Consider the following 22,606-nt stretch of genomic DNA (forward strand, 5'->3'; position numbering starts at 1 on the left):
CTTATTAAAACAGCTGCTCCAGCTCGTCGATCAAAGAACCGACATAGGCGACCGCGCTGCGAATCGGCTGCGGCTCGGACATATCGACGCCGGCGAGCTTCATCAGCTCGAGCGGCCGCATCGTGCCTCCGGCCTTAAGCACGTCAAGCCAGCGATCCACGGCCGGCTGCCCTTCCTTGCGGATGAGCTCGGCCACGGCCGTCGAGGCCGTTAAGCCCGCGGCGTACGTATAAGGATACAGTCCCATATAATAATGCGGCTGGCGCATCCAGGTTAGCTCCGCTCCCGCGTCGATGTCGACCGCATCTCCCCAGAACTCCGACAGCACGCTTCCCTTCAGCTCGCGAAGCTTTTTCGCGGTCAGCGCCTTGCCCGCTTCCGCCGCCTCGTACACCCTGCGCTGCATGTCGCCTTCCAGCAGGTGCGTGACGAAATTGTGATAGTAGGTGTTCAGGAGCTGAAGAATCACCCAACGTTTCAGACGCAGATCGTCGGACTGCTCCATCAGATGCCGGGCGAGAAGCAGCTCGTTCATCGTCGACGGCGCTTCGATAAAATACGTGGACGGCCTGAAGTTCGTATACCGCTGATTGCGCGCGGCCAGCATCAGATGGCCCGCATGCCCCAGCTCGTGCGCCAGCGTAAAGGCGCCGCGCATATTGCCCGCCCAGGTGATCAGGATGTAGGAATGCGCGCTGTACGGACTCGAGCAGAAGGCACCGGTCGATTTGCCGATATTGTCGGCGTAATCGATCCAGCGACCGGTCAGCGCCTGCTCCATAAGCTCCGTATACTCAGGCCCCAGCACCCGCAGAGCGTCCAGGATCGTCCGCCCCGCCTCTTCGAACGTAACCGAAGGACTGAATTCCGGATCGAGCGGGGCTTTCAAGTCGCAGAACCGGATGCGGTCCAATCCGAGCACCCGCTGCTTCAGCCGGGCCAACCGCCGCATGTGCGGGGCCAGCTCCGTGCGGATAATATCAAGGATGTTATGATACATCGGAATCGTGACTTGCTGCGGCTGAAGCAGCATATGCGTCACGGATTCGTAGCCGCGCAACCGGGAAATGACCGTCTGTTTCTTCACTTCCGCGGCATATACGGCGGCAAACGTATTTTGGTAAGACTCCAGCGTCCCGGTAAACGACTCGTAAGCATTCCGGCGCAGCGCGGTATCCGGCGACAGCTCGTAGTCGGTTTCGTACAGCGCGAACGAAACCGGCCGCGTTACGCCCTCGCCGTCCTCTACGGAAGCGAAGGACATATCCGACAGCTTGCTTCGCTGGTAAATCGTATAGGGGGCGCCCAGCACTTCCCCGAGCGACGCCAGAACCGCTTCCGTCTCTGCCTGCAGCCGGTGCGGCTTCGTTTCCAGCAGATCCGTCAAGCTTTTGCGGAACGGTTCCAATTTCGGTTCTTCCCCGATGTACCGCTCCAGCCATCCGTCCGGCAGCTCCAGCAGCTCCGAGCGAATGAACGAAAGCGCAGCCCCCGCTTGCGCAGCGATATCTCCGACCCGGGCGGAATTCGCTTGGTACGCCGGATTCGTTCCGTCGCCGGACAGCTGCAAGCGGGCATACGTGGAGGCGCGCAAAAGCCGGATATGCAGCGCCTCCTGGGCTTCCAGACATTCCAGAAGCCGGCCGGCTCCTTCGTCCAGCTTTCCTTGAAAGCGCTCCATGGACGGGAGAGCTTCGGCGATGCCGGTCATCTCGGCTTCCCAAGCTTCGTCTCCTGCATATAAATCGGCCAAATTCCAAGTGGATTGCGGTTCGACCTGATCTCTTCTTTTTCTCTCTTTCATTTCCGCTTTCTCCTTTACAATTGAAGTAGACCGTTCCATCCGTCATAATAAAACAATAATGAAATCATCGATAAGGATGGCCGGCTTATGGCATTTGGTATTAAAAGAAAAGAGCTCGTTCAGTGGAAAGAAGCGGTCGCTCGCGGGGAGATTGCTTTTTTAACCCATTTTTGGTTCGACCCGCGTTTTCCGCAGTTTCATTCAGTCACCAAAGTCGGATGTGCGGATATGAAGCGGCTCGTCGCATGGTGCGAGGCGAACGGACTGAATCCCCAATATATCCACGACCGCGAAAGCTTTCCGCACTACGACCTGATCGGACCGAAGCAGATCGAAATTTTGCAGAAGGAAGGGCTTGGCGAGCACATCGAACGGTTCAAGCTGTGCTGATGCCTCCCTCTGCTCCCTATATGGCGTCCGCCAGCAGCTCATACGAACGCAGGCGGCTTTCGTAGTCGGGCCCCATCGTCACGATCATAAATTCGTCGACACCGCAATCCCTCTGCAACTGCTCCAATGCCGCCTTCACTTGTCCCGGAGTTCCGATCATCGGCTTGGGCCGATCCGCTCCGCTGCCGCCTTCCGGCTGAAGCAGCCGCTTCGATTCGGATGCGAGCCTGTGCGCCTTCTCTTCCGTATCCGCACAGAGGACGCTCACGGCCATGATCACACGCGGGCTATCTCCCAAGGACGTTGGCCGGAACTCCCGAACATAGGCGGAAAGCACTTCCGCCCCGTCCCCGTCGCTCATGAATTGGCCGAAGACGTATCCGGTCCCGAACTCCGCGGCATACGAAGCGCTTTTTTTATTCGTCCCCAGCAGCCACACCTCCGGGGCGGCAGGAGGAACGGGCATGGCCCGGACCAACACATCCTCCACGCGAAATTCGTCGGCAAGCAAGGCGGACAAAGAACGAAGCGATTCGGGCAGCTGCCGGACATTTTCCAAAAAATTGCCGCTCAGCGCCATGCTTGTATGCGCCGATCCTCCCGGGGCCCGACCGATTCCGAGATCGACCCGCCCGGGATACAAAGCCGCGAGCAGCCGAAACGTTTCGGCCACCTTGATCGGCTTATAATGCGGCAGCAGCAGCGCCCCGGAGCCGAGCCGTATCCGCTCTGTCTGTGCCCCGATATGCGACAGCAGCACTTCCGGCGCAGGGCAAGCCAGCTCCGGCATATCGTGATGCTCCGCAGCCCAATAGCGCGAATAGCCCAGCTTCTCCGCCGTCTGCGCAAGTCTGCGCGCCTGTGCCAAAGCGGTTGCAGCATCCGCCCCTTCAAGCAAAGGAACAAGATCCAGCAGGCTTAGCTTCATGTGCGTCATTGCTCCTCTCTCAGGGCTTGCTTCATTCTTCCTAAGTTTATCCAACATTTGCCGGGTCATCAACTTTACTGCGTGACAGCTTGGCTTCTGTCCTTCACTCCCGGGCAAACGGGCCGCCAAATCGCACTAAAATATGCCACATATATTTTAATTCCTGAAGCACCTCTTCGTAGTCCCCTCTGTCGCTCCATCGCGCCGGATTACGCTTCAAATCGTTGACGGCAGCCCCGATTACACTGGCGTCGATTTCATCGTTCCGTGCGATCCGCTTGGCCAAGGAAGGCATGGCCGGTCCCCTGAAATCCGCGGGCACTTCGTCCACCCGCATCGCAAATCCCATATGCCAATACAGCGCGATGGAATACTTTGAGCATAGCTGCTCTAACCGTTCTCCTATGTACGTGCCTTGGAACGAAGGATCGGCAACAAGCACTTCTACGTCGTCTTTTAAATCGATATCGCCATGAACCTGGGCCTCGATATAGTGGTTAAGGTTGCGACGGGGCTCACGCTTGGACGGATCCTTTAACGGGCCTTCCAGATGATGCAAAAGATGATCGATCCATTTCCGCGGTGTCAGATCTTTCTCCCCGAGCGCATACTCCTGAAAAAATGCGTCTTTCAAAACCGCCGCCAAAATGTCATCGAACTCATCGTAGGTTCCCTTTTCCTTCGGATCTTGATGCGAATCCAAATACGTGTACGTACAGCGGCGAGATACCTTTGGCGAGAGCAGGAAGTAGCATGACCCGAACCGCGGAGACGGTCCGTCCGGGTGCAGCATGCAGTGAAGCGCTCCGTACTTCGGGCGCTGATGATCAGTCACGCCCTCCAAATGGTAAGCGCCTCCAAATAAGCCTTTCTCCCAAAGATCCCGCGCACCGCCTGGATAAGCCGATACGCTGCCATTGGAAATGCGGGTTTCAAACTGGCTTTTATAGATTCCTTGTTCAAGCAATGCCTGAGCTACACTTTTCATGTCCGCCGTCGGCCGGTCGGGATGAAAATGCAGCGCGACCCTTGCATGCGTCAACAGCTTGGCGACGGCAGCCTCAAATGTTTCCCAACCGATATTGGACATCCGAAGAATTTCCCCAATGGACTTCCGAGCTTCGCATTTCCGGGTCCTCGCAACCTGCGCAACATGATCCATTGCCATGAGCTGTGAACGTGTTAACTCTTTCTTCCCTGACACTTGCTTCACCTTCCTGCACTTGAATCCTTTGCCCGAATAAGCTATACTACAACAAATTGAATGACCGACCATTTGCCTATGAAGAGCATCCAACTCGGAGGCGTTCTCGTTAAAGGGACCGATACCGTCCCTCAAGTGAACCGGGCCCGCCCGTTAACGCGGAACCAAAGCGGATCGGACCGCCATGCTGTCCGGTCAAGTTGGGTGGCACCGCGAGACAAGCGCTCCTCGTCCCAAAAGGATACAGGGCGCTTTTTGTCATTTTCCGAAAAAAGGAGCGGTACCACATGCTGGACATTCACTGGATTCGCCAAAATTACGAGAGGGTACAAACGATCGCCGATCAAAAAGGAATCGCCGTTTCCGTCGCCGAACTGCTCGCCTGGGACGAAAAGAAGCGAAATCTGCTTCAAGAGACCGAAAAGCTGCGCCACGCCCGAAACAAACTGTCGGAGGAGATCGGCGCACTCGTTCGTTCGGGAGGCCATGAAGAAGCCGAGCCGTTGAAACGCAGCGTGAAGGATCTGGGCAGCCGCTTGGCGGAGACGGAACCCGAGCTGGCCGAGGCTCAGCGGCAGTTCGATCAGCTGATGCTGCGCATCCCGAACGTCGTATCTCCCGACACGCCCGTCGGGCGTTCGGATGCCGACAATATTGAAATTCGGCGTAACGGGACGCCGCCCGCGTTCGCTTTCGAGCCCAAAGACCACGTAGCTCTTGGCGAGCTTCACCGGATGATCGATATCCCGCGCGGCGTCAAGACGGCCGGAACCCGGAACTACTTCCTGCGGGGCCCCGGAGCGCTGCTGCACCGCGCCGTACAGCAGCTTGCGGTGGATATGCTGCTAAGCCGGGGCTTTACGCTCATGGAGGTTCCGCTGCTCGTACGCGCGGATACATTGACCCATACGGGCTACTTCCCCTTCGGCCAAGAGCAGGTGTACCGGATCGCGGACGAGGACAAGTGGCTGGTCGGCACCTCGGAAGTGCCGCTAGTTTCGTATTACAGCCATGAGGTGGTCGACGTGTGCGAGCCGCTCATGCTTGCCGCTGTCTCGTCGTGTTTTCGAAGCGAGGTCGGCTCGGCAGGCAAAGACGTGCACGGCTTATACCGCGTGCATCAATTTTCCAAAGTGGAGCAGGTTATCGTGTGCGAAGCCGAGCTTGATCGTTCCGAGCCGCTGCTGGAAGCCATCACGAGCAACGCGGAAGAGCTTCTGCAGCTGCTGGAGCTGCCCTACCGGGTCATGGCCGTCTGCACCGGCGATATGTCGCAAAAAACGTATAAGCAGTACGACATCGAATCTTGGATGCCGAGCCGCCAAGCGTACGGCGAAACCCATTCGTCGTCCCATCTGCTCGACTTCCAGGCGCGCCGTTCGAACATACGGTATCGCGATTCGGGCGGCAAGCTGCGCTACTGCCATACGCTCAACAATACAGCCGTTGCTTCGCCGAGAATCTTAATCCCGCTGCTGGAAAATCATCAGGCCGAGGACGGCTCGATCCGGATTCCGCCGGCGCTGCGCCCCTACATGAACGGCTTGGAGCGGCTGCTCCCTCCGTCCGAAGAATAACAAAAAAGGCCGGGGTTGCGACTCCGGCCTTTTCCACTTGAACCTAAACTAAAACGCATATGGGAACTTCATCAGCGTAACGACAAGAAAGAAGATGATGCCGTTGATCACGCTAAGCGACTTGATGGAACCGATGTGAGCCTTGATATTGCCGCCGGACGGATCTTGCAGCGCCTTGCGCATTTTGCTGCCGAGAATGCCTGTCAGCGCCCCGATGGCGAGGAACAGAACGACCGCCAGCACCATCCACAGCACCGAATATGGCGCCTTGCTGACCAGATAACCGCCCGACAAAAATGCGATCACGAGCGCCAGCTGCCCCGCACGGTTGGCGGCAAACAGCACATTCAAGAAACCGAACTGCGCCGTTCCCGATTGCAGTGCCTCCACCCGCATCGCCAAAAACGGCAGCATGAGATAAAAGCCCATCAATATGGCGCCGAGCACATGTAAATACATAAACACTTGCTGCATAATCCCGGGACCCTCCCTATTCAACCTCGTTTTCTCTCTCCCCTAGTATACAAGAATACGAGCTTCCTAAGCAAATTCGTGGCGGGCTTACGGATGGACCGCTTTCCCCGCTTTCGCCGAGCGTTTGTCGCGCCACTTCTGTAAAATGACAAACAGCGACGGTACAACGATCAGCGTCAGCATGGTCGAATACAGCAGGCCGGAAATAATCGTAATTCCCATCGGGCGCCACAGATTCCCGCCCATAATCGTCATCGGCAGCAAGCCGCCGATCGCCGTGGCCGTCGTCAGCAGAATCGGCCGGAGCCGCGCTTTGCCCGCTTCCGCTACCGCTTCGTACAGAGGCAGTCCGCGTTCGCGCGCCTGCTCGATAAATTCGATCAGAATGATCCCGTTCCGCACCACGATGCCCGCCAAGCTGACGAGCCCCATGAGCGCCATGAAGCCGATTGGCGAACCGGAAAGGAACAGCCCGATGATCGCGCCCCCTGCCGCCAAATAGACGGTCGAGAGAATGAGCAGCGGAATCGAGAGCGAGTAAAACTGCATGACCATAATGATATAAATCAGCAAAATAACGATAACCGACAGTTTTCCGATGGAGGCAAACGCTTCGTTACGCTCCTCGTTTTCGCCGCCGAACTGGATCGAATACCCTGCGGGAACATTATAGCTTCCCAGCTTGGCTTGCAGATCCTTCACAATATCGTCCGCCAGCCGGTCCTGCGTATAGCTGCGCACGGTAATCGTCCGGGTCTGGTCGCGGTGATGAATCGACTTGATCATTTGGCTGGTGCGGATATCTCCCAGCTCGCGCATTTGAACCGTGCCGCCTTTTTGCGTCGAGACGTACATTTTCTTCATCGTCTCCAACGGGTCGGAGGAACGCATCTTGGCGTACAGAGTCACATCGATCAGATCTTCGCCTTTCTGCATCTCCGACACTTCCAGCCCTTCGGTTGCAATTCTGAGCGTCGTGGAAAGCTCCTTCTCGTTCACGCCGAATACATTCAGCTTCGCCGGGTCCGGTTCCACCTCGTAGGTGTTCATGGCCTCTCCGACATCGTCGGTTACGCTGATCGTACCCGGGATATCTTTCAGCATCGCTTGAACGTCCGCCGAAATCTGGCGAAGCTCCGACAGCTCGCTGCCGCTGATGCGTAGGGCAATCGGCGCGCCGACAGGCGGTCCTTGCTCCAGCTCGCGCGGCGTAATCTCCACATCGGAGGGGAACATCGCCTTGAGCTGCTCACGCCACTGTACGACGGCGGCTTTCGTATTCAGCTGCTTCATATCGACCTTAACGAACAGCTGTCCGATCGAGATGCCCGTTTGATCCGCTTCCGTGTAATAAAAATGCGGAGCCGTCCGTCCGGCATAAGCCGAGACAAAACGCACGCCCGGCTGCTCTTCCATCCATGCCGCCGCTTTGCGGATCGTAAACTCCGTTTCGGCAAACTGACGTCCGGACGGAAGCTTGAAGTCGATGAGCATCTCTTCCTTCTCCGCAGGCGGGAAATACTGCACCCCAAGCAGCGGCATCAATCCGAAGGCGGAGGTGCCCAGCAGCAGCGCAGCGAGCCCGGTCAGCAGCGGACGCCGCAAGAAGCGGTGAATCTGCTTGCCGTAAAAGGCGCTCAGTCTTGCGATCGGCTTGCCGAGCAGACCCGGAGTTTCCGTTCCTTCGCTTCCGGGTGCGCCCCCCGCAGCTTTGGTCGGCTCGGCCTTGGAGCCTTTGCGGCGCAGCCGCCGCTCGCCCACCCATTGGCGGAAAATCGGAACAATCGTCAGCGACATCGCCATGGAAGCCGCAAGGGACAACGAAATGACGACCGGAAGCGGTCGAATGAAGCTTCCGATGTTGCCCTGCAAGAAAAACAGCGGTAAAAACGCGGCAGCCGTCGCAATCGTCGCCGTCAGGATCGAAATGGCCACATCGCGGCTTCCCTCCAGCGAGGCCGTAGCCGGATCGTCGCCCAGCTGCAGGCGGCGCTGAATGTTGTCGTTCACGACGATGGCGTCGTCGACCAGAATTCCAAGTACGATGACGAGCGCGACGATCGTAATCTGGTTCAAATCGATCCCCATCGCTTCGACGGGAATAAAACCGATCGTAATCGACACCGGAATGGCCAAGGCCACGATCAGCGAGGTGCCGAACGTCAGTCCGAGAGAGCAGACGACGATAACCGAAAGAATCCCCATCAGCAGCTCTCTGCCCAGCTCGTTGAACAGATGGTCCAGACTTTCCTTCTGCGTGAACAACGACTCGATCTTTACATTAGCCGGCAGCTTCGGCTCCAGCTCGGCAACCTTCGTGTCGATGCGCTTCTGCAGCGACGGGACATCTGTGCCTTTCTCCGAATTGATGACCAGATCGAGCACGGGCTTTCCTTTATGTAAAATGGACACTTCTTTTTTCTTCGACCGCAGCTTGACGTCGGCGACATCTTTGATCTTCAGCGCGCTGCCGGGAGGCAGGCCCAGAAGCTCCGTATTCGCGATATCCTCGGCGGACTTCCATTCCCCGCCCATATTGACGTAATACTGCTTGGCGCCCTTGTCGACCGTACCGAGCGGCACCCGATCATGCTTATTTTTCAGCGATTGAGCCACGATGCCCCATGGCAGCCTGAGCGTATCCAGCTTTTCGGTATCGAGCGTGATCGCCACTTCCTGCTCGGGCAGGCCGACGACCTCGACGTTGCTTACACCGGGGACGGTTGCAAGCTGCTTCTTCCAGGAGTCCATCGTCGTCCGCAGCGCCTCCAGCTCCTCCGGCGTATCCACGACAAAATGCAAAATTTGCGCTGCAATTTTGCTTAAATCGTCATTCACCTCCGGCTGCTGCGCATCTGCCGGCAAGTCTCCTTGCGCGGACTGCACCTTCTGGCGCAGCGAGTCCCACGCCCTGCGGATATCCGTATCCGACTTCAGCTCGACTTGAATGACCGACACGTTGGCGGCCGAAGTGGAGGTGAGAACCTTGATTCCGCTGATTTCCTTAATTTTATCTTCCAGCGGACGGGTGACGAACTGCTCCACTTTTTCCGGCGAAGCCCCTGGATAGACGGTTTTCACCATCGCATACGTGATCTCGACCTCGGGATTCTCCCTCTGTTTCAAGGTGAAAATATTGAACACCCCGAGCACGACCGCCATCACGAAAAACAGCAGCGTTACCTTGCGGTATTTCAGCAGCTTCGCGATCATCCCCCGCTCACGTCCGTTTCCGACAGGCAGTTGACGTTGATCCCGACAAGCACCTCGGCTAGCGGGTCAAGCTTTTCCAAACCGTAGCCTTTTTCGATGAACCACTGGTAAGCGACCATCTCCAGCATCCCGATCTCTGCATAAGCGGTCATCTCCAGCTGCTCGTCCGTATATCCCGGATAAACGTTGAAGTGCTTGAACATGTCCTTGACAACCTCGCAAACATTGCCGTAAAACTGCTTCGCGATGTCCGCTATTTCCGGAGAGGCGGCGCCATGCCGCTTCAAAATGTTAAGTATAGTTCGATTCTGGTAATAAATGGTCATCGTTTGCCGGATCAAACGGTCATGCATCTTGTCGTTGTGCAATTCGCGAGGGTCCAGCGATTTTGGTTCGAGCGCGACGACGATTTCCTTCAAGCACTCCTCTGCCACACTGCGGAACAAGTCTTCCTTGCTTTTAAAATAAAGATAAAACGTGCCCTGCGCCATGCCGGCATCCTTCACGATGTCCGACACTTTGGTGCTGTGATACCCTTTTTGCTCAAAAAGCTTCAGCGCCGACTCGACGATTTTGTCTCTCTTCTCTACGGCCAAAGGTGAATTCTCCTCCCTAGGACTCTCCTCACGGCAGATCCCGGCATTATGACTGATTCGTCAGTCATTTTGTATCGTACCACGGATTGCCATGCCTTTCAATCCCTTGATCGGCAGTTTTTCACCGGCTCCGCAAAAGAAAAGCAAAATAAAAAAAAGACCAGCTTCGGCCTTTTCGGCGAAAACTGGTCTTTCTTAAAACAGATGGTATGCGATTAGCCCGTAACGACTTTGATAACATTGCGTACGGATTCAGCGGATTTGTCGAGTGCCGCTTTCTCTTCCGGAAGCAGCTCCAGCTCGAATACTTTCTCGATGCCGTCGCCGCCAAGCAGCGTCGGTACGCCCATGAACAGGTTGTCATAGCCGTATTCGCCTTGGAGCAAAGCGATGGATGGCAGAACGCGTTTTTTGTCTTTCAAGATCGCTTCCGTCATTTGCACGATGGAAGCAGCCGGTGCGTAGTAAGCGGAGCCGTTGCCCAGCAGGTTAACGATCTCGCCGCCGCCGGTACGCGTACGCTTCACGATCGCTTCGATGCGGTCAGCCGGAATGAGCTTCTCGATCGGAATCCCGCCAACGTTGGAGTAACGAACGAGCGGAACCATGTCGTCGCCGTGGCCACCGAGTACAAAGCCGCGTACGTCTTCTACGGAAACGTTCAGCTCTTGCGCGATGAACGTGCAATAACGTGCCGTGTCAAGCACGCCGGATTGGCCGATGACGCGGTTTTTCGGGAAGCCGAGCGTTTGGTAAGCGACATACGTCATGGCGTCTACCGGGTTGCTCAGGATGATAACGATCGATTGCGGGCTCGTTCTCTTGATATTTTCGCAAACGGATTTCACGATGCCTGCGTTCGTGTTCACGAGGTCGTCGCGGCTCATGCCCGGTTTGCGGGCAATCCCTGCCGTGATAATCACGATGTCGGAACCGCTGGTCTCGTCATAGTTGGACGTGCCGACAATGTTCGCGTCAAACCCTTGCACCGGGGAAGCTTCGAGCATATCAAGCGCTTTCCCTTTCGTTGGGTTCTCCAGTTGAGGGATGTCCAGCAATACGACGTCACCGAGTTCTTTTTGCGCCAGCATCAGCGCTGTTGTCGCACCTGTGAAGCCTGCGCCGACAACCGTAATTTTTTTACGTTGGATTGCCATAATCAATTCCTCCCATAGTTTGTGCTTTATCGCACATTAATTTTATGTTTCAATTTCGGGAATTAGCATATGACTTAGGCTTAATCTTTATCAATGACGCATGGAAGCGTGTTCTTGTGCAGCACAGCGCTAGCCCGTGCGCACAAGGACAAACGCGTTCCTACACCAACCTGCGGTTCGAACGCCCCGGCACGCATGAAAGCGTGTCTGCGGACGCCTGGCTTCAGCCGGGCCGCCCGCAGACAAACGCGTTCCATTCTCAAACGCCACATGGGTGCGCCTTTGTCGTGCATGCCGACAACTTTCGTCGTCCAGGGGGCGAAACCCCTGGGGCCTCCCTTGTAAGGGAGGTTTGGAGGGTTAGATTCTCCGAGGGTTAGAAATTCTTGATGATCTCGTCGGCAAACGCGGAGCATTTCACTTCGGTTGCGCCTTCCATCAGGCGGGCGAAGTCGTAAGTTACCGTTTTGTTGTTGATTGCCGTTTCCATTCCTTTGTAGATCAGGTTAGCTGCTTCCAGCCAGCCCAGGTGCTCCAGCATCATAACGCCGGACAAAATAACGGAGCCCGGGTTAACAACGTCGAGACCTGCATATTTCGGAGCCGTACCATGCGTTGCTTCGAAGATCGCATGACCGGTTACGTAGTTAATATTTGCACCTGGAGCGATACCGATACCACCGACTTGAGCAGCCAGAGCGTCGGACAGGTAGTCGCCGTTCAGGTTGAGCGTAGCGATGACGTCGAAGTCCGTCGGACGAGTAAGCACTTGCTGCAGGGCGATGTCGGCAATCGCGTCTTTTACGATGATTTTGCCGGCAGCTTCTGCGTCTTTTTGCGCTTTGTTCGCCGCGTCAACGCCTTGCTCTTCTTTAATTTTGTCGTATTGAGCCCAAGTAAACGTTTTGTCGCCAAACTCTTGCTCGGCGAGCTCGTAGCCCCAGTTTTTGAACGCGCCCTCGGTGAACTTCATGATGTTCCCTTTATGTACCAGGGTCACGCTCTTGCGATTATGCTGGATCGCATATTCGATAGCGGCGCGGATCAGACGCTTCGAGCCTTCGGAAGATACCGGCTTGATCCCGATACCGGACGTTTCCGGGAAGCGGATCTTTTTCACGCCCATTTCGTTTTGCAGGAAAGCAAGCACTTTTTTCACTTCGTCGGAACCTGCGGCCCACTCGATGCCGGCATAGATGTCCTCGGTGTTTTCACGGAAAATAACCATGTCCACCAGCTCCGGCCGTTTTACCGGGGAAGGCACGCCTTTGAAGTAGCGAACCGGACGGGAGCACACATACAGATCCAGCTCTTGGCGGAGCGCAACGTTCAAGGAACGGATACCGCCGCCGATTGGCGTCGTCAGAGGTCCTTTGATCGCTACGATGTATTCGCGGATTGCCGTCAAAGTATCGTTCGGCAGCCAGTTATTGTATTTGTTGAAGGCTTTCTCGCCTGCAAAAACTTCGTACCATGCGATTTTTTTCTCGCCTTTGTATGCTTTCTCTACCGCTGCATCCAGTACGCGCTTGGAAGCCGCCCAAATGTCAGGACCTGTACCGTCGCCTTCGATGAAAGGAATGATCGGATTGTTCGGAACGTTCAGTTTGCCGTTCGTGATAGTGATGCGTTCGCCTTCAGTCGGAAGTGCGTATTGTTCGAATTGTGCCATGAATAGGTAAGCCTCCTTGGATTGTTTTGGAGCCGCTGCAACACAAGCTCCGTTGGAATAGGGATGATGATGTCAAAAAGATACGGGAGCAGCGGCTCCCGTCCCCTTCTCAGGAGACCGGTAACGCCGCAGCCGCCCGTAGGAAAGCTGCTTTTCTATTGCATCCCGCAGATGCGGGCATCCCAAGCCGGATTAGCGCTGCTCGATCGGAACGAAGGCTTGGTGCGACGGTCCCGTATATTCGGCGCGCGGACGAATAAGGCGGTTGTTGTCAAATTGCTCGAGAATGTGCGCCGTCCATCCGGACGTACGGCTGATCGCGAAGATCGGCGTGAACAAGTCGCGCGGAATTTCGAGCGACGTGTAGACGGAAGCGGAGTAGAAGTCTACGTTCGGCTTCAGCCCTTTTTGGCCGGTGACGATCTCTTCGATTTGAATGGACATGTCGAACCAGTTCATGTTGCCGGTAATTTTACCGAGCTCCTGGGACATTTTTTGGAGATGCTTCGCGCGCGGGTCGCCGTTTTTGTAAACGCGATGGCCGAAGCCCATAATTTTATCCTTGTTGGCCAGCTTATCGTTGATATAGCTGGTCACGTTGTCTGCCGTGCCGATTTCTTCGAGCATCGCCATAACCGCTTCGTTGGCGCCGCCGTGCAGCGGGCCTTTGAGCGCGCCGATCGCGGACGTCACGCCCGAATAAATATCGGACAGCGTCGCAACGGTTACGCGCGCAGCGAACGTCGAAGCGTTCAGCTCGTGGTCGGCATGAAGCACCAAAGCTTTGTCCAGAGCCTGAATGGCGATGGCTTCCGGTTGTTTGCCCGTGAGCATATACAAGAAGTTCTCGGCAACGGAAGAACAGGATTTCGGCGCGATCGGCTCTTGGCCTTGACGAATGCGCGCGAATGCCGCTACGATCGTCGGCAGCTGCGCCTGCAGCTTGATCGCTTTGCGGAGGTTGGATTCCGGAGTCATATCGTTCGCCTCATCATCGTACAGCGCCAAGCTGGAAACGGCGGTACGAAGCGCGGCCATGGAGTTGACGTCTTTCGGGTACAGCTTGATTTGTTCGATCACTTCGGCAGGAACCGAAGCGTTGTCGCTCAGATCTTTCGTTAATTGATCCAGTTCGGAGCGATTAGGAAGCTTGCCGTACCATAACAAGTATACGACCTCTTCGAACGTGGCGTTCTCTGCAAGGTCGTCGATATTGATGCCGCGATAGGTGAGCACACCGTCTATAATGGAGCTGATGGAGGACGTTGTGGCTACAATTCCTTCCAAACCTTTGGTAGCAGTCAAGATAATCTCTCCTTTTGCGTTCGAATTCACATAATTCTAATATAAAGTATTTAGAAACTAAAGTGAACAAATTCAGACATAAAAGTTCATTATCAGCACAATAAACAGATGCTATCTGCGGACTGAACCGTATGTACTCATACCGGCCAAACGCCCATCCGTAAAGGGTCTGCCCAGTTTCATTATACTCATATTAACTCATAAAAAATCATAATGAATCAAAGTTAGACGGCTTTATTTTAGATAGGTTTAAATCAACATAGTCCTTTTCTGATTCGCAATTCGTTGGTACATTCGACGCAGAGGTGGTAAATTTTGAAAAAGTACAGCCTGATCGAAAAAATTATGATTATATCGATGTTGGTCCTCGTGATATTTTTTATTGGTACATTTTTTGTAATCAGATATATTTTTCAGCATATTTCCTTTGCCCCTTAGGAGGAGGTTATCGGAGGCGGCTCAGTGGACTTCCATCTGCCGTAACGGTAAAATAAAACTAACTTTCACCCGTTAGCAGGAGGACCAGCCATGAACAACAGCCGGCGAATCGGCATCATTGACATCGGCTCCAACTCGATCCGGTTGGCCGTGAACGAACAGACGACGGGCGGAGCGTACCGCGTGATCAGCGAATTCAAGGAATCCGCGCGCTTGAGCCAGCGGATCGGCGCCGACGGGACATTGGCCCAAGCGGATATTCAGGTGATCGTGCAGATCTTGTCTCATTTTAAACGGATATGTCACGCTCACGAAGTGACCGAATACCGGGTAGCGGCCACGGCAGCTATCCGCAACGCCGCAAATTCTCAGGAGATTCTGGACACGCTGCGCCGCGAAAGCGGATTTCACGTCGAGCTGCTGTCCGGGGAGGACGAAGCCAGACTCGGCTTCTTGGGCATGATCCAAACGATGGATATTGCGGACGGCTTTCTTGTCGACATCGGCGGGGGAAGCACCGAAATTTCGCTCTTCCGCGACCGCACCTTGATCCGCAGCGTATCGTTTCCTTTCGGGGCGGTCAATACGACGCGCAAATTTGCGCCAAACGGCGAATTCCACGAAGAACAGCTGCGGGGCATCCGTCAGATGGTCGAGGATGCGATTGCCCGCGAGCCCTGGATTCGGCAGGCTCCCGGCCTGCCGCTCGTCGGACTCGGAGGCGGCGTACGGACGCTGTGCAAAATCAATCAGCGCAAACGCAAATATTCCTTGCCGCTTACGCATAATTATACGATCCCCGCCGCCGAAGTGGACGAGCTCGCCGCCTGGCTTCCGCTCATGCCCGGACTAAAACGCAAAAAAATCGACGGTCTGTCCAAAGACCGCTACGATATCATCGTCCCGGGGCTGCTGATTCTTCAGACGATCTTTCAGGCAGCCGGCGCTTCGCACTATGTCGTCAGCGGCGCGGGCCTGCGGGACGGCCTGTTCTTTGAAAGCTTCTACCCTGTCGACACGGAGCTAAAGCATATGGCCGAGCGAAGCGCAGACAACCTGCTCGCCCTTCATTCGACGGCCCCCCGGGCGCATCTCTCGCAGGTGAGCCGGACGGCCTTGAAGCTGTTCGATGCCTTGACGGAGGCGGGGAGGCACCGCTTCGATCCGCGCGTGCGCCTGTGTCTGATCATAGCGGCCAAGCTGTACCGGATCGGCGCTTCGCTTAGCTATTACCAGTATCCGAAGCATTCCTTCCACATGATTGCGCACACGCGCATCGACGGTCTCACCCACCGCGAAATTCTGATTTGCGCCTTGGCCGCTTCGTACAAAACAAAAGCACGGACCCAGCAGGCCGTGCAGCATCACAAGGATATTTTGAAAAAAACCGACACCGACCTGATCGCGAAGCTTGGCACGCTGCTTAAGCTCGCCGTCGCTCTCGATATAAGCGAGACGCAGGCGCTGGAAGTGACGACCGCATTCTCGGAGAGCAAGGCGCTGCATTTGCGGCTGAAGGCAAAGCACGACCCCTCTGCGGAATACAGAGAGGTCCTCGGACTGCAAAAAGAATTTAAAAATACGTGGGGACAGCAGCTCAAAGTTCACGAGACGTCGTTTTCCACGAACTGATGCGCATGGCCGCAAATTGACTGCGAAGCTGCGGCCCGCCTCCTTCCGCACGGACATGCTCATACATGCCGTTCGGTTGGAGCTGCCGCGCCTTCACGTTATCCTTCAGGCTGAGCCGCAATATATTGATCAGCGACTGCTGGATGCTTTTGTCAAATACGGGGCACATCAGCTCGACGCGCCGCGTCAAGTTCCGTGTCATCCAGTCCGCGCTGGCGATATACACTTCCGGCTCCCCGCCGTTCTCGAAATAAAAAATGCGCGAGTGCTCCAAGAACCGGTCCACAATGCTGAGTACCGTTATCCGCTCGCTCAGTCCCGGAACACCGGGCCGCAGGCAGCATACGCCGCGCACGATCAGATCGATCTCGACCCCCGCCTGCGAGGCCGCATACAGCTCGTCGACCATCTGCTGGTTTGAAAGCGAGTTGAACTTGGCGATGATCCTCGCCGGCTTGCCTTCGGCGGCGTGCTTCGCTTCGCGGCGGATTTTCTCGAATAACTTATCCATCATGTCCGTAGGCGCCACGCCGAACGCTTTCCAATTGTGCGGTGCCGAATATCCGGTCACCTCGTTGAACAACGCGGAAGCGTCCTCCCCGATCTCCTTATGCGAAGTAAACAAGCCGACATCGGTATACAATCTTGCCGTATTGTCATTGTAATTCCCCGTGCCCACGTGCACGTACCGTCTCAGACCATCCGCTTCCTGCCGGACGACCAGCGTAATTTTGGCATGCGTCTTCAGCCCTACGAGCCCGTAAACGACGTGGCAGCCCGCCTGCTCCAGCTTGCGCGCCCAGGCGATGTTGCGCTCTTCGTCAAACCGCGCCTTCAGCTCCACCACGACCGTCACCTGCTTGCCGGACTCCGCCGCACGGGCAAGCCCTTGGATAAGCGGGGAATTGCCGCTGACCCGGTACAGTGTCATTTTGATGGCAAGCACTTGCGGATCGTAAGCCGCTTGGAGCACAAAATCGGTGACGGCATCGAACGACTCGTAAGGGTGGTACACCAGCACATCCTGCTGCCTCAGCTTGGCGAACAGATCCTCGACATCGTCGAGCTCGGAAGGATACACCGGTTGGATGGGACTATAGCGCAAATGATCGAAGCCTTGGAGCGCCGACACCATTTTCATAAAATAAGTCAGGTCGAGCGGCCCGTCAATTTCAAAAATATTCTCGACAATCTCGAACTCCTCCGTCAGCTGCTCCAACGCATACGGGTGAATGCCCTTTTGCACCTCAAGCCGGACCGGCGTCCCCCAACGCCGCTTGCGAAGCTGGATTTCGATCTCCTCCAGCAAATCCTCGGCGCCTTCCTCGTTCAGCGTCAAGTCCGCGTTGCGTGTCAGCCGGAACGCATGGACCGACATCGGAATATAGCCGCTGAACAGCGTATGTATATGCTTCTCGATAAGATCTTCCATGAGAATGAATTCGCTTTTCTTGCTGTTCGTTCGTCCGGGCACCGCAAGGCAACGGCTTAAATTGGACGGCACCTGAAGGATGGCAAAATATGGTTCGTCCTCCGGATCGTCCCCTTCCTTCATCAGCACGACCGCCAAATATAAAGCCTGTGTCCGCACCAGCGGAAAAGGCCGCGACTGGTCGACCGCCATCGGCGTCAGCACAGGAAAGACGATATCGTGGTAATATTCGTCCATCGCTTTGCGTTGGGTTATGTTCAAATCGTCGTATTCGGTAAAAATAATGCCCTCTTTGCCAAGCTGCCGGATAATGTCCCGGTACGTCTTGTACTGCTCCGTTACCATTTTAGAGGAGCGCTTCATGACGCGTTTGAACAATCCGGCGGGCGTATAGCCGGTGAAATCCTTTTTCGTATGGCCCGCTTTGATCTGATCCTTGATGCCGGCTACGCGAACACTCATAAACTCGTCTAAATTGGAAGAAACGATCGATAAAAATTTGACGCGTTCGAGCAGCGGCGTCTCGGGATCCTGCGCCTCCTCCAGCACGCGCCAGTTGAATTCGATCCAGCTTAAATCGCGGTTCAGATAATGGTTGGCGGTCTCACGTGCGGCAATATCCTTCATAAGGTTGTAAACCCTCCATGGTCATTCACCGTTTAGCTTCATTTTGTTTGCTTTCTACATCGTAATTCGACAATGTTAAGTGAACGTGCTCTTTTTGTTAATTTTATGTAAACGCAAGAGAAAATACACCTATATTTTTTCCGGGCGGAATCAAAACGAGCTTTATCATTATACAACGAAAAGAGCTCCCGAAGGAACTAGCCTCTTCAGGAACTCTTCACATGATAATCGTTGGAAATCAAAGAATCTATTCGGTTGGCGGAAGGACGGTTTTAGCGATTTTTCCGTCCAAGGCTTCGTAATCGTAATATCGGATCGTATCGTACAGCTCCTTGCGGGTTTGCATGTCCTGAAGCGATCCCGCTTGCGTCCCGGTACGGCTGATTTCCGAAAATACGCGCTCGTAGGCTTTGGCCGCTACCCGCAGCGAGGTTACCGGATAAATGACCATATTGAAGCCCCAAGCCTCGAACTGCTCTGCGGTATAATACGGCGTTCTTCCGAACTCCGTCATGTTCGCCAGCAGCGGCGCGTCGATGGCGGCACGGAACCGCTTGAATTCCTCCTCGCTCTCCAGCGCCTCCGGAAAAATCCCGTCCGCTCCCGCCGCCAAATAATGCTTGGCCCGGTCTACCGCCGCATCGAAGCCTTCTACGCTTTTGGCGTCCGTGCGGGCAATGACGACCAGCGAAGGGCTGATTTCCTTGATCGTTTTGATTTTTTGCATCATTTCTTCGGTTGAAACGAGTTTTTTACCGTTCAAGTGGCCGCATTTCTTCGGCATTTCCTGATCCTCGATCTGGACGGCGGCAGCCTTCGCTTCGACCATTTCCTTGGCCGTCCGGGCTACGTTCAAGATGCCGCCGAAGCCGGTATCGATATCGACCAGCAGCGGAAGCATCGAGGCGCGGACAAGCTCGCGGGCCCGTTCCGAGACTTCATTCGAATAAATCAGCCCAAGATCCGGCAAGCCCCGGCTGGCCGTAAAGGCGGCCCCGGACAAATAGAGCGCTTCGAAGCCGACCTGTCTCGCTATTCTGGCCGCCATCCCGTCGTGCGTACCCGGAATTTTGAGAATCGGACCGGCTTCCATCCGTTTCCGAAAAGCGGCCGCCAGCTCCCGTTGATCCGTATCCTGCTCCATCAACCAAGCCATCGTTTATCCTCCCGGGAAGTCGTATTCCGCTTGCCTTACCGTTAAACTAAATGATGTACAAATTCATATATTCGTTTACCGGCATCTGCTCCAACCGCGCCAAGTCAAGCGAGAGTTCGAGAATTTGCGCCGCTTTTAGCTTAGGAAACCTCGTCAGCAGATTCGCTTCGAATTTATCGATCACCTTCGGCAAGCCTTCGGCCCGGCGTCTGCGGTGACCGATCGGGTATTCGCATTCCACGTTCGCTGTCTCCGTCCCGTCCGTGAACCGGATTTGGATCGCATTGGCAATCGATCGTTTGTCCGGATCGAGGTAATCCCGACTGTACTGCGAATTTTCCGTGACGACCATCTTGTCCCGAAGCGCATCGATTCGCGGATCTCCGGCCGCCTCATCCTCATAATGCTCCGCCGTCAAATCGCCATGCAGCAAGCCTACCGCCACCATGTATTGAAGGCAGTGGTCCCGGTCCGCCGGGTTATGCAGCGGGCCTTTCTTATCGATGATGCGGATGGCCGATTCATGCGTCGTAATCGTGATCCGATCGATCTCGTCCAGCCGGTCCTTGATTTGCGGGTGCAGAGTAAAGGCGCATTCGACGGCGGTCTGGGCGTGGAACTCGGCCGGGAAGGAAATTTTAAACAACACGTTCTCCATCACGTAAGAGCCGAGCGGACGCGCAAGCTTCAGTGTTTTACCTTGGAACAAAACGTCCTGGAAGCCCCACGTTTTGGCCGAAAGCGCAGTGGCGTACCCCATTTCGCCGTTGACGGCCATAAGGGCCAAACGGACTGCGCGGCTGGTCGCATCTCCGGCCGCCCACGATTTGCGCGATCCCGTATTCGGCGCGTGCCGGTATGTGCGCAAGCTGCCGCCGTCCAGCCAAGCATTGGAAAGCGCGTTGACCACTTCGTCCCGGGTGCCGCCCAGCATCGCCGTGACGACAGCCGTTGAAGCGATCTTCACCAGCAGCACGTGATCCAGCCCCACCCGGTTGAAGCTGTTTTCGAGGGCGAGCACCCCTTGAATTTCGTGCGCCTTCACGGCGGCGTCCAGCACATCCCGCATCCGCAAAGGGGCTTTGCCTTCCGCAATCCGGACACGGCTGAGATAGTCGGCTACCGCCAAAATACCGCCCAGATTATCCGAAGGGTGGCCCCATTCGGCGGCCAGCCACGTATCGTTGTAATCGAGCCAGCGGATCATGCACCCGATATTAAACGCCCCGTGTACGGGATCGAGCTCATAGCGGGTTCCCGGCACCCGGCAGCCGTGAGGCACGGTGACGCCTGGCACGACGGGTCCGAGATGCTTCGCGCATTCCGGAAAGCGCAGCGCCAAAATGGCGGTACCGAGCGAGTCCAATACGACGTGCTGTGCAATGCGCCGGGCTTCCGGACTTTGGGCTTCGTATGCAAGTGCGTAATCCGCGATGTCAACTAAAAGTTGATCCGCAACAGATGCGGTTCGTCCTTGTTCATAGGCCATGGATGGGTTTGCTGCCATATCGATGTCTCCTCCCGCTAGTTATGAGCCGACCGAGGCCGAATTGGGATGCAGATCGCGCGGTCCCTTGTACAGGACACGAGGCCGGAAAAGCCGGTTGTTCGCATGCTGCTCCATCACGTGTGCGCATACGCCGACCGTCCGGGCGGCGAGAAAGACCGGGGTGAATAGGTCGATCGGTATGCCCAGCAAATAATAAACCGGCGCGGCGTAATAATCGAGGTTGGGATACAATCCTTTTTCGCGATTCATCACCTCTTCGCCGATGACGCACATGCGGTACAGCTTCTCTTCATTTTTGGCTGACGCCAGCACGGCTAACGCCTCTTTCATCAGCACCGCACGCGGGTCCGGCTTCTTCATGTACACCCGGTGGCCGAAGCCCATAATGCGTTCCTTGCGGGTCAATTTGCCGAGGATCAGCGGCTCCATCCTGTCCTCATCTCCCGCTTCCAGCAGCATCTTCATCACCGCTTCATTCGCTCCGCCATGCAGCGTTCCTTTCAACGAAGCGACGGCGCCGGTCAGTGCCCCGTACAGATCGGCCTGCGTGGAAGCAATGACGCGTGCGGCAAAGGTGGAGTTCGGCATTTCATGCTCGCTGTATACGATCAGCGACTGATCGAATGTCCTCTCTTCCATTTCGGAAGGAACCTTCCCGGTAATCATATACAAGAAGTTGGCGCTGTACGAAAGGTCTTGGCGGGGTTCCACCAGAGGCCGCCGCATGGACGCATGATAGCTGGCCGCCACGATCTGCGGCACCTTGGCCAGCAGCCGGATCGATTTGCGGTAATTCGCTTCCCCCGACCTGTCCTCGATATCCTGATCATAGCCGGCAATGGCGGAAATGCCCGTTCTCAGCGCATCCATCAGATGCGTCTGCTGCGGAAGCAGGTGCAGGATCGACAGCGCATCCTCAGGCAGTCCGTACTCCGTCTTGAGGCTGAACTCGAGAGCACTCCGCCATTCGGGCGTAGGCAGGCTGCCGTCAAGCATTAACGAAACGACGTCCAAATAAGTAACGGTTTTGGCCAATTCGATAAGATCGTAACCCCGCAGCACAATTTGTTCTTTTTCGACATCCAAATAAGAAATTTCGGTCTCGCTTGCGATAACGTTTTCAAGTCCGGGCTGGAATGATCCGCTCATCGTTCTTTCGCTCCTCCCGATGATTTGGCTTTGCCCCTTCAGTATATCGATCCGCTGGAAATCGCGTCCAATATCCGTTACGTCCTTCCTGATACGCAGAATGTATCAAGCCGGGTGGAAAGGACTCTTCATTCCACCGACGTATGCTCGGCCGAGCTTCAAAAATTCATGCAGCACCGGCGACGTCTCGTCTTTCCGCCAAATAAACGCCGTTTCCAGAACGGCGGCTTCCCGAATGTCCCGGTAAACGACCCCTTGATTTTGCTGGTGCCGAAAAGACGCGGGAACCAAGGCGACCCCCATCCCTTCGGCTACAAAGGCGACAACGGTTAAGATTTCTGG

Annotated in this window: 18 protein-coding genes; 3 read left to right on the forward strand and 15 right to left on the reverse strand. The window is 55.6% G+C overall.

From position 1 onward, the window contains the following. Nucleotides 1–4: 4 nt before the first annotated feature. Nucleotides 5–1,804, reverse strand: a complete 1,800-nt coding sequence (pepF, locus tag QJ48_RS26635) for an oligoendopeptidase F (protein ID WP_054976426.1) — start codon at nucleotides 1,802–1,804, stop codon at nucleotides 5–7. An 87-nt stretch (nucleotides 1,805–1,891) separates the two neighbouring features. Between pepF and QJ48_RS26640 the strand changes: the two genes are divergently transcribed. After that, entirely contained in the window at nucleotides 1,892–2,194 is a 303-nt protein-coding gene (locus QJ48_RS26640; RefSeq protein ID WP_054976427.1) for a hypothetical protein, read from the forward strand. Nucleotides 2,195–2,210: 16 nt separating this feature from the next. Here the strand turns inward: QJ48_RS26640 and QJ48_RS26645 are convergent, their stop codons facing one another. Beyond that, the gene (locus QJ48_RS26645) at nucleotides 2,211–3,122 is read right to left on the reverse strand and encodes an MsnO8 family LLM class oxidoreductase (RefSeq protein WP_082420692.1); all 912 of its coding nucleotides are present in this window, start codon (nucleotides 3,120–3,122) and stop codon (nucleotides 2,211–2,213) included. A 103-nt stretch (nucleotides 3,123–3,225) separates the two neighbouring features. Further along, a complete protein-coding gene (locus tag QJ48_RS26650; protein WP_054976429.1) occupies nucleotides 3,226–4,290 on the reverse strand; it encodes a DUF3626 domain-containing protein in 1,065 nt (354 codons plus the stop codon). 323 nt (nucleotides 4,291–4,613) lie between these two features. Here QJ48_RS26650 and serS point away from each other — a divergent pair, with 323 nt between their 5' ends. Then, on the forward strand, nucleotides 4,614–5,903 hold the full coding sequence (gene serS / locus QJ48_RS26655; RefSeq protein WP_054976430.1) for a serine--tRNA ligase: 1,290 nt from the start codon (nucleotides 4,614–4,616) through the stop codon (nucleotides 5,901–5,903). Nucleotides 5,904–5,951: 48 nt separating this feature from the next. On the opposite strand, the gene QJ48_RS26660 is transcribed toward serS, so the two are convergent. From QJ48_RS26660 to citZ, 7 genes are all read right to left on the reverse strand, one after another. Beyond that, entirely contained in the window at nucleotides 5,952–6,377 is a 426-nt protein-coding gene (locus QJ48_RS26660; RefSeq protein WP_054976431.1) for a hypothetical protein, read from the reverse strand. An 87-nt stretch (nucleotides 6,378–6,464) separates the two neighbouring features. Next, a complete protein-coding gene (locus tag QJ48_RS26665) occupies nucleotides 6,465–9,590 on the reverse strand; it encodes an efflux RND transporter permease subunit (protein ID WP_054976432.1) in 3,126 nt (1,041 codons plus the stop codon). After that, on the reverse strand, nucleotides 9,587–10,186 hold the full coding sequence (locus QJ48_RS26670) for a TetR/AcrR family transcriptional regulator (protein ID WP_054976433.1): 600 nt from the start codon (nucleotides 10,184–10,186) through the stop codon (nucleotides 9,587–9,589). Before QJ48_RS26670 ends, QJ48_RS26665 begins: the two co-directional genes overlap by 4 nt. 215 nt (nucleotides 10,187–10,401) lie before the next feature. Then, a complete protein-coding gene (gene mdh, locus QJ48_RS26675; RefSeq protein ID WP_054976434.1) occupies nucleotides 10,402–11,343 on the reverse strand; it encodes a malate dehydrogenase in 942 nt (313 codons plus the stop codon). A gap of 80 nt (nucleotides 11,344–11,423) precedes the next feature. Then, the gene (locus QJ48_RS37090) at nucleotides 11,424–11,600 is read right to left on the reverse strand and encodes a hypothetical protein (protein WP_157261763.1); all 177 of its coding nucleotides are present in this window, start codon (nucleotides 11,598–11,600) and stop codon (nucleotides 11,424–11,426) included. Nucleotides 11,601–11,719: 119 nt separating this feature from the next. Next, nucleotides 11,720–13,015 carry an NADP-dependent isocitrate dehydrogenase gene (gene icd / locus QJ48_RS26680; RefSeq protein WP_054976435.1) on the reverse strand — a complete coding sequence of 432 codons (1,296 nt, stop codon included), beginning with the start codon at nucleotides 13,013–13,015 and terminating at the stop codon, nucleotides 11,720–11,722. A 192-nt stretch (nucleotides 13,016–13,207) separates the two neighbouring features. Beyond that, nucleotides 13,208–14,320 (reverse strand): citrate synthase, encoded by a 1,113-nt coding sequence (gene citZ, locus QJ48_RS26685; RefSeq protein ID WP_054976436.1) that lies wholly within the window; start codon nucleotides 14,318–14,320, stop codon nucleotides 13,208–13,210. Between the two features lie 528 nt (nucleotides 14,321–14,848). On the opposite strand from citZ, the gene QJ48_RS26690 reads away from it, so the two are divergent. Beyond that, nucleotides 14,849–16,390: a Ppx/GppA phosphatase family protein gene (locus QJ48_RS26690; RefSeq protein ID WP_054976437.1), complete on the forward strand. Its 1,542-nt coding sequence runs from the start codon at nucleotides 14,849–14,851 to the stop codon at nucleotides 16,388–16,390. Here QJ48_RS26690 and QJ48_RS26695 read toward each other — a convergent pair. The 5 genes from QJ48_RS26695 to QJ48_RS26715 form a co-directional block, all read right to left on the reverse strand. After that, complete coding sequence (locus tag QJ48_RS26695; protein ID WP_054976438.1) at nucleotides 16,356–18,449, reverse strand: RNA degradosome polyphosphate kinase; 2,094 nt, start codon at nucleotides 18,447–18,449, stop codon at nucleotides 16,356–16,358. The two genes, QJ48_RS26690 and QJ48_RS26695, sit on opposite strands and share 35 nt — an antisense overlap. Nucleotides 18,450–18,696: 247 nt before the next feature. After that, the gene (gene prpB / locus QJ48_RS26700) at nucleotides 18,697–19,605 is read right to left on the reverse strand and encodes a methylisocitrate lyase (protein WP_054976439.1); all 909 of its coding nucleotides are present in this window, start codon (nucleotides 19,603–19,605) and stop codon (nucleotides 18,697–18,699) included. A 46-nt stretch (nucleotides 19,606–19,651) separates the two neighbouring features. Further along, complete coding sequence (locus QJ48_RS26705; RefSeq protein ID WP_054976440.1) at nucleotides 19,652–21,112, reverse strand: bifunctional 2-methylcitrate dehydratase/aconitate hydratase; 1,461 nt, start codon at nucleotides 21,110–21,112, stop codon at nucleotides 19,652–19,654. Nucleotides 21,113–21,133: 21 nt separating this feature from the next. Next, complete coding sequence (gene mmgD, locus QJ48_RS26710) at nucleotides 21,134–22,264, reverse strand: citrate synthase (RefSeq protein ID WP_054976441.1); 1,131 nt, start codon at nucleotides 22,262–22,264, stop codon at nucleotides 21,134–21,136. Nucleotides 22,265–22,369: 105 nt separating this feature from the next. Continuing rightward, nucleotides 22,370–22,606, reverse strand: a 237-nt coding sequence (locus tag QJ48_RS26715) for a LysR substrate-binding domain-containing protein (protein WP_237763070.1), incomplete at its 5' end; no start/stop codon positions are given.

Origin of the sequence: Paenibacillus sp. A3, from assembly GCF_001399685.1 — a bacterium.
Lineage (GTDB): Bacteria > Bacillota > Bacilli > Paenibacillales > NBRC-103111 > Paenibacillus_G.

Coding starts and splice junctions, on each gene's coding strand:
- pepF (WP_054976426.1), bottom strand. CDS start 1,804: ATGAAAGAGAGAAAAAGAAGAGATCAGGTCGAACCGCAATCCACTTGG.
- QJ48_RS26640 (WP_054976427.1), top strand. CDS start 1,892: ATGGCATTTGGTATTAAAAGAAAAGAGCTCGTTCAGTGGAAAGAAGCG.
- QJ48_RS26645 (WP_082420692.1), bottom strand. CDS start 3,122: ATGAAGCTAAGCCTGCTGGATCTTGTTCCTTTGCTTGAAGGGGCGGAT.
- QJ48_RS26650 (WP_054976429.1), bottom strand. CDS start 4,290: ATGGCAATGGATCATGTTGCGCAGGTTGCGAGGACCCGGAAATGCGAA.
- serS (WP_054976430.1), top strand. CDS start 4,614: ATGCTGGACATTCACTGGATTCGCCAAAATTACGAGAGGGTACAAACG.
- QJ48_RS26660 (WP_054976431.1), bottom strand. CDS start 6,377: ATGCAGCAAGTGTTTATGTATTTACATGTGCTCGGCGCCATATTGATG.
- QJ48_RS26665 (WP_054976432.1), bottom strand. CDS start 9,590: ATGATCGCGAAGCTGCTGAAATACCGCAAGGTAACGCTGCTGTTTTTC.
- mdh (WP_054976434.1), bottom strand. CDS start 11,343: ATGGCAATCCAACGTAAAAAAATTACGGTTGTCGGCGCAGGCTTCACA.
- QJ48_RS37090 (WP_157261763.1), bottom strand. CDS start 11,600: ATGGAACGCGTTTGTCTGCGGGCGGCCCGGCTGAAGCCAGGCGTCCGC.
- icd (WP_054976435.1), bottom strand. CDS start 13,015: ATGGCACAATTCGAACAATACGCACTTCCGACTGAAGGCGAACGCATC.
- QJ48_RS26690 (WP_054976437.1), top strand. CDS start 14,849: ATGAACAACAGCCGGCGAATCGGCATCATTGACATCGGCTCCAACTCG.
- QJ48_RS26695 (WP_054976438.1), bottom strand. CDS start 18,449: ATGAAGGATATTGCCGCACGTGAGACCGCCAACCATTATCTGAACCGC.
- prpB (WP_054976439.1), bottom strand. CDS start 19,605: ATGGCTTGGTTGATGGAGCAGGATACGGATCAACGGGAGCTGGCGGCC.
- QJ48_RS26705 (WP_054976440.1), bottom strand. CDS start 21,112: ATGGCAGCAAACCCATCCATGGCCTATGAACAAGGACGAACCGCATCT.
- mmgD (WP_054976441.1), bottom strand. CDS start 22,264: ATGAGCGGATCATTCCAGCCCGGACTTGAAAACGTTATCGCAAGCGAG.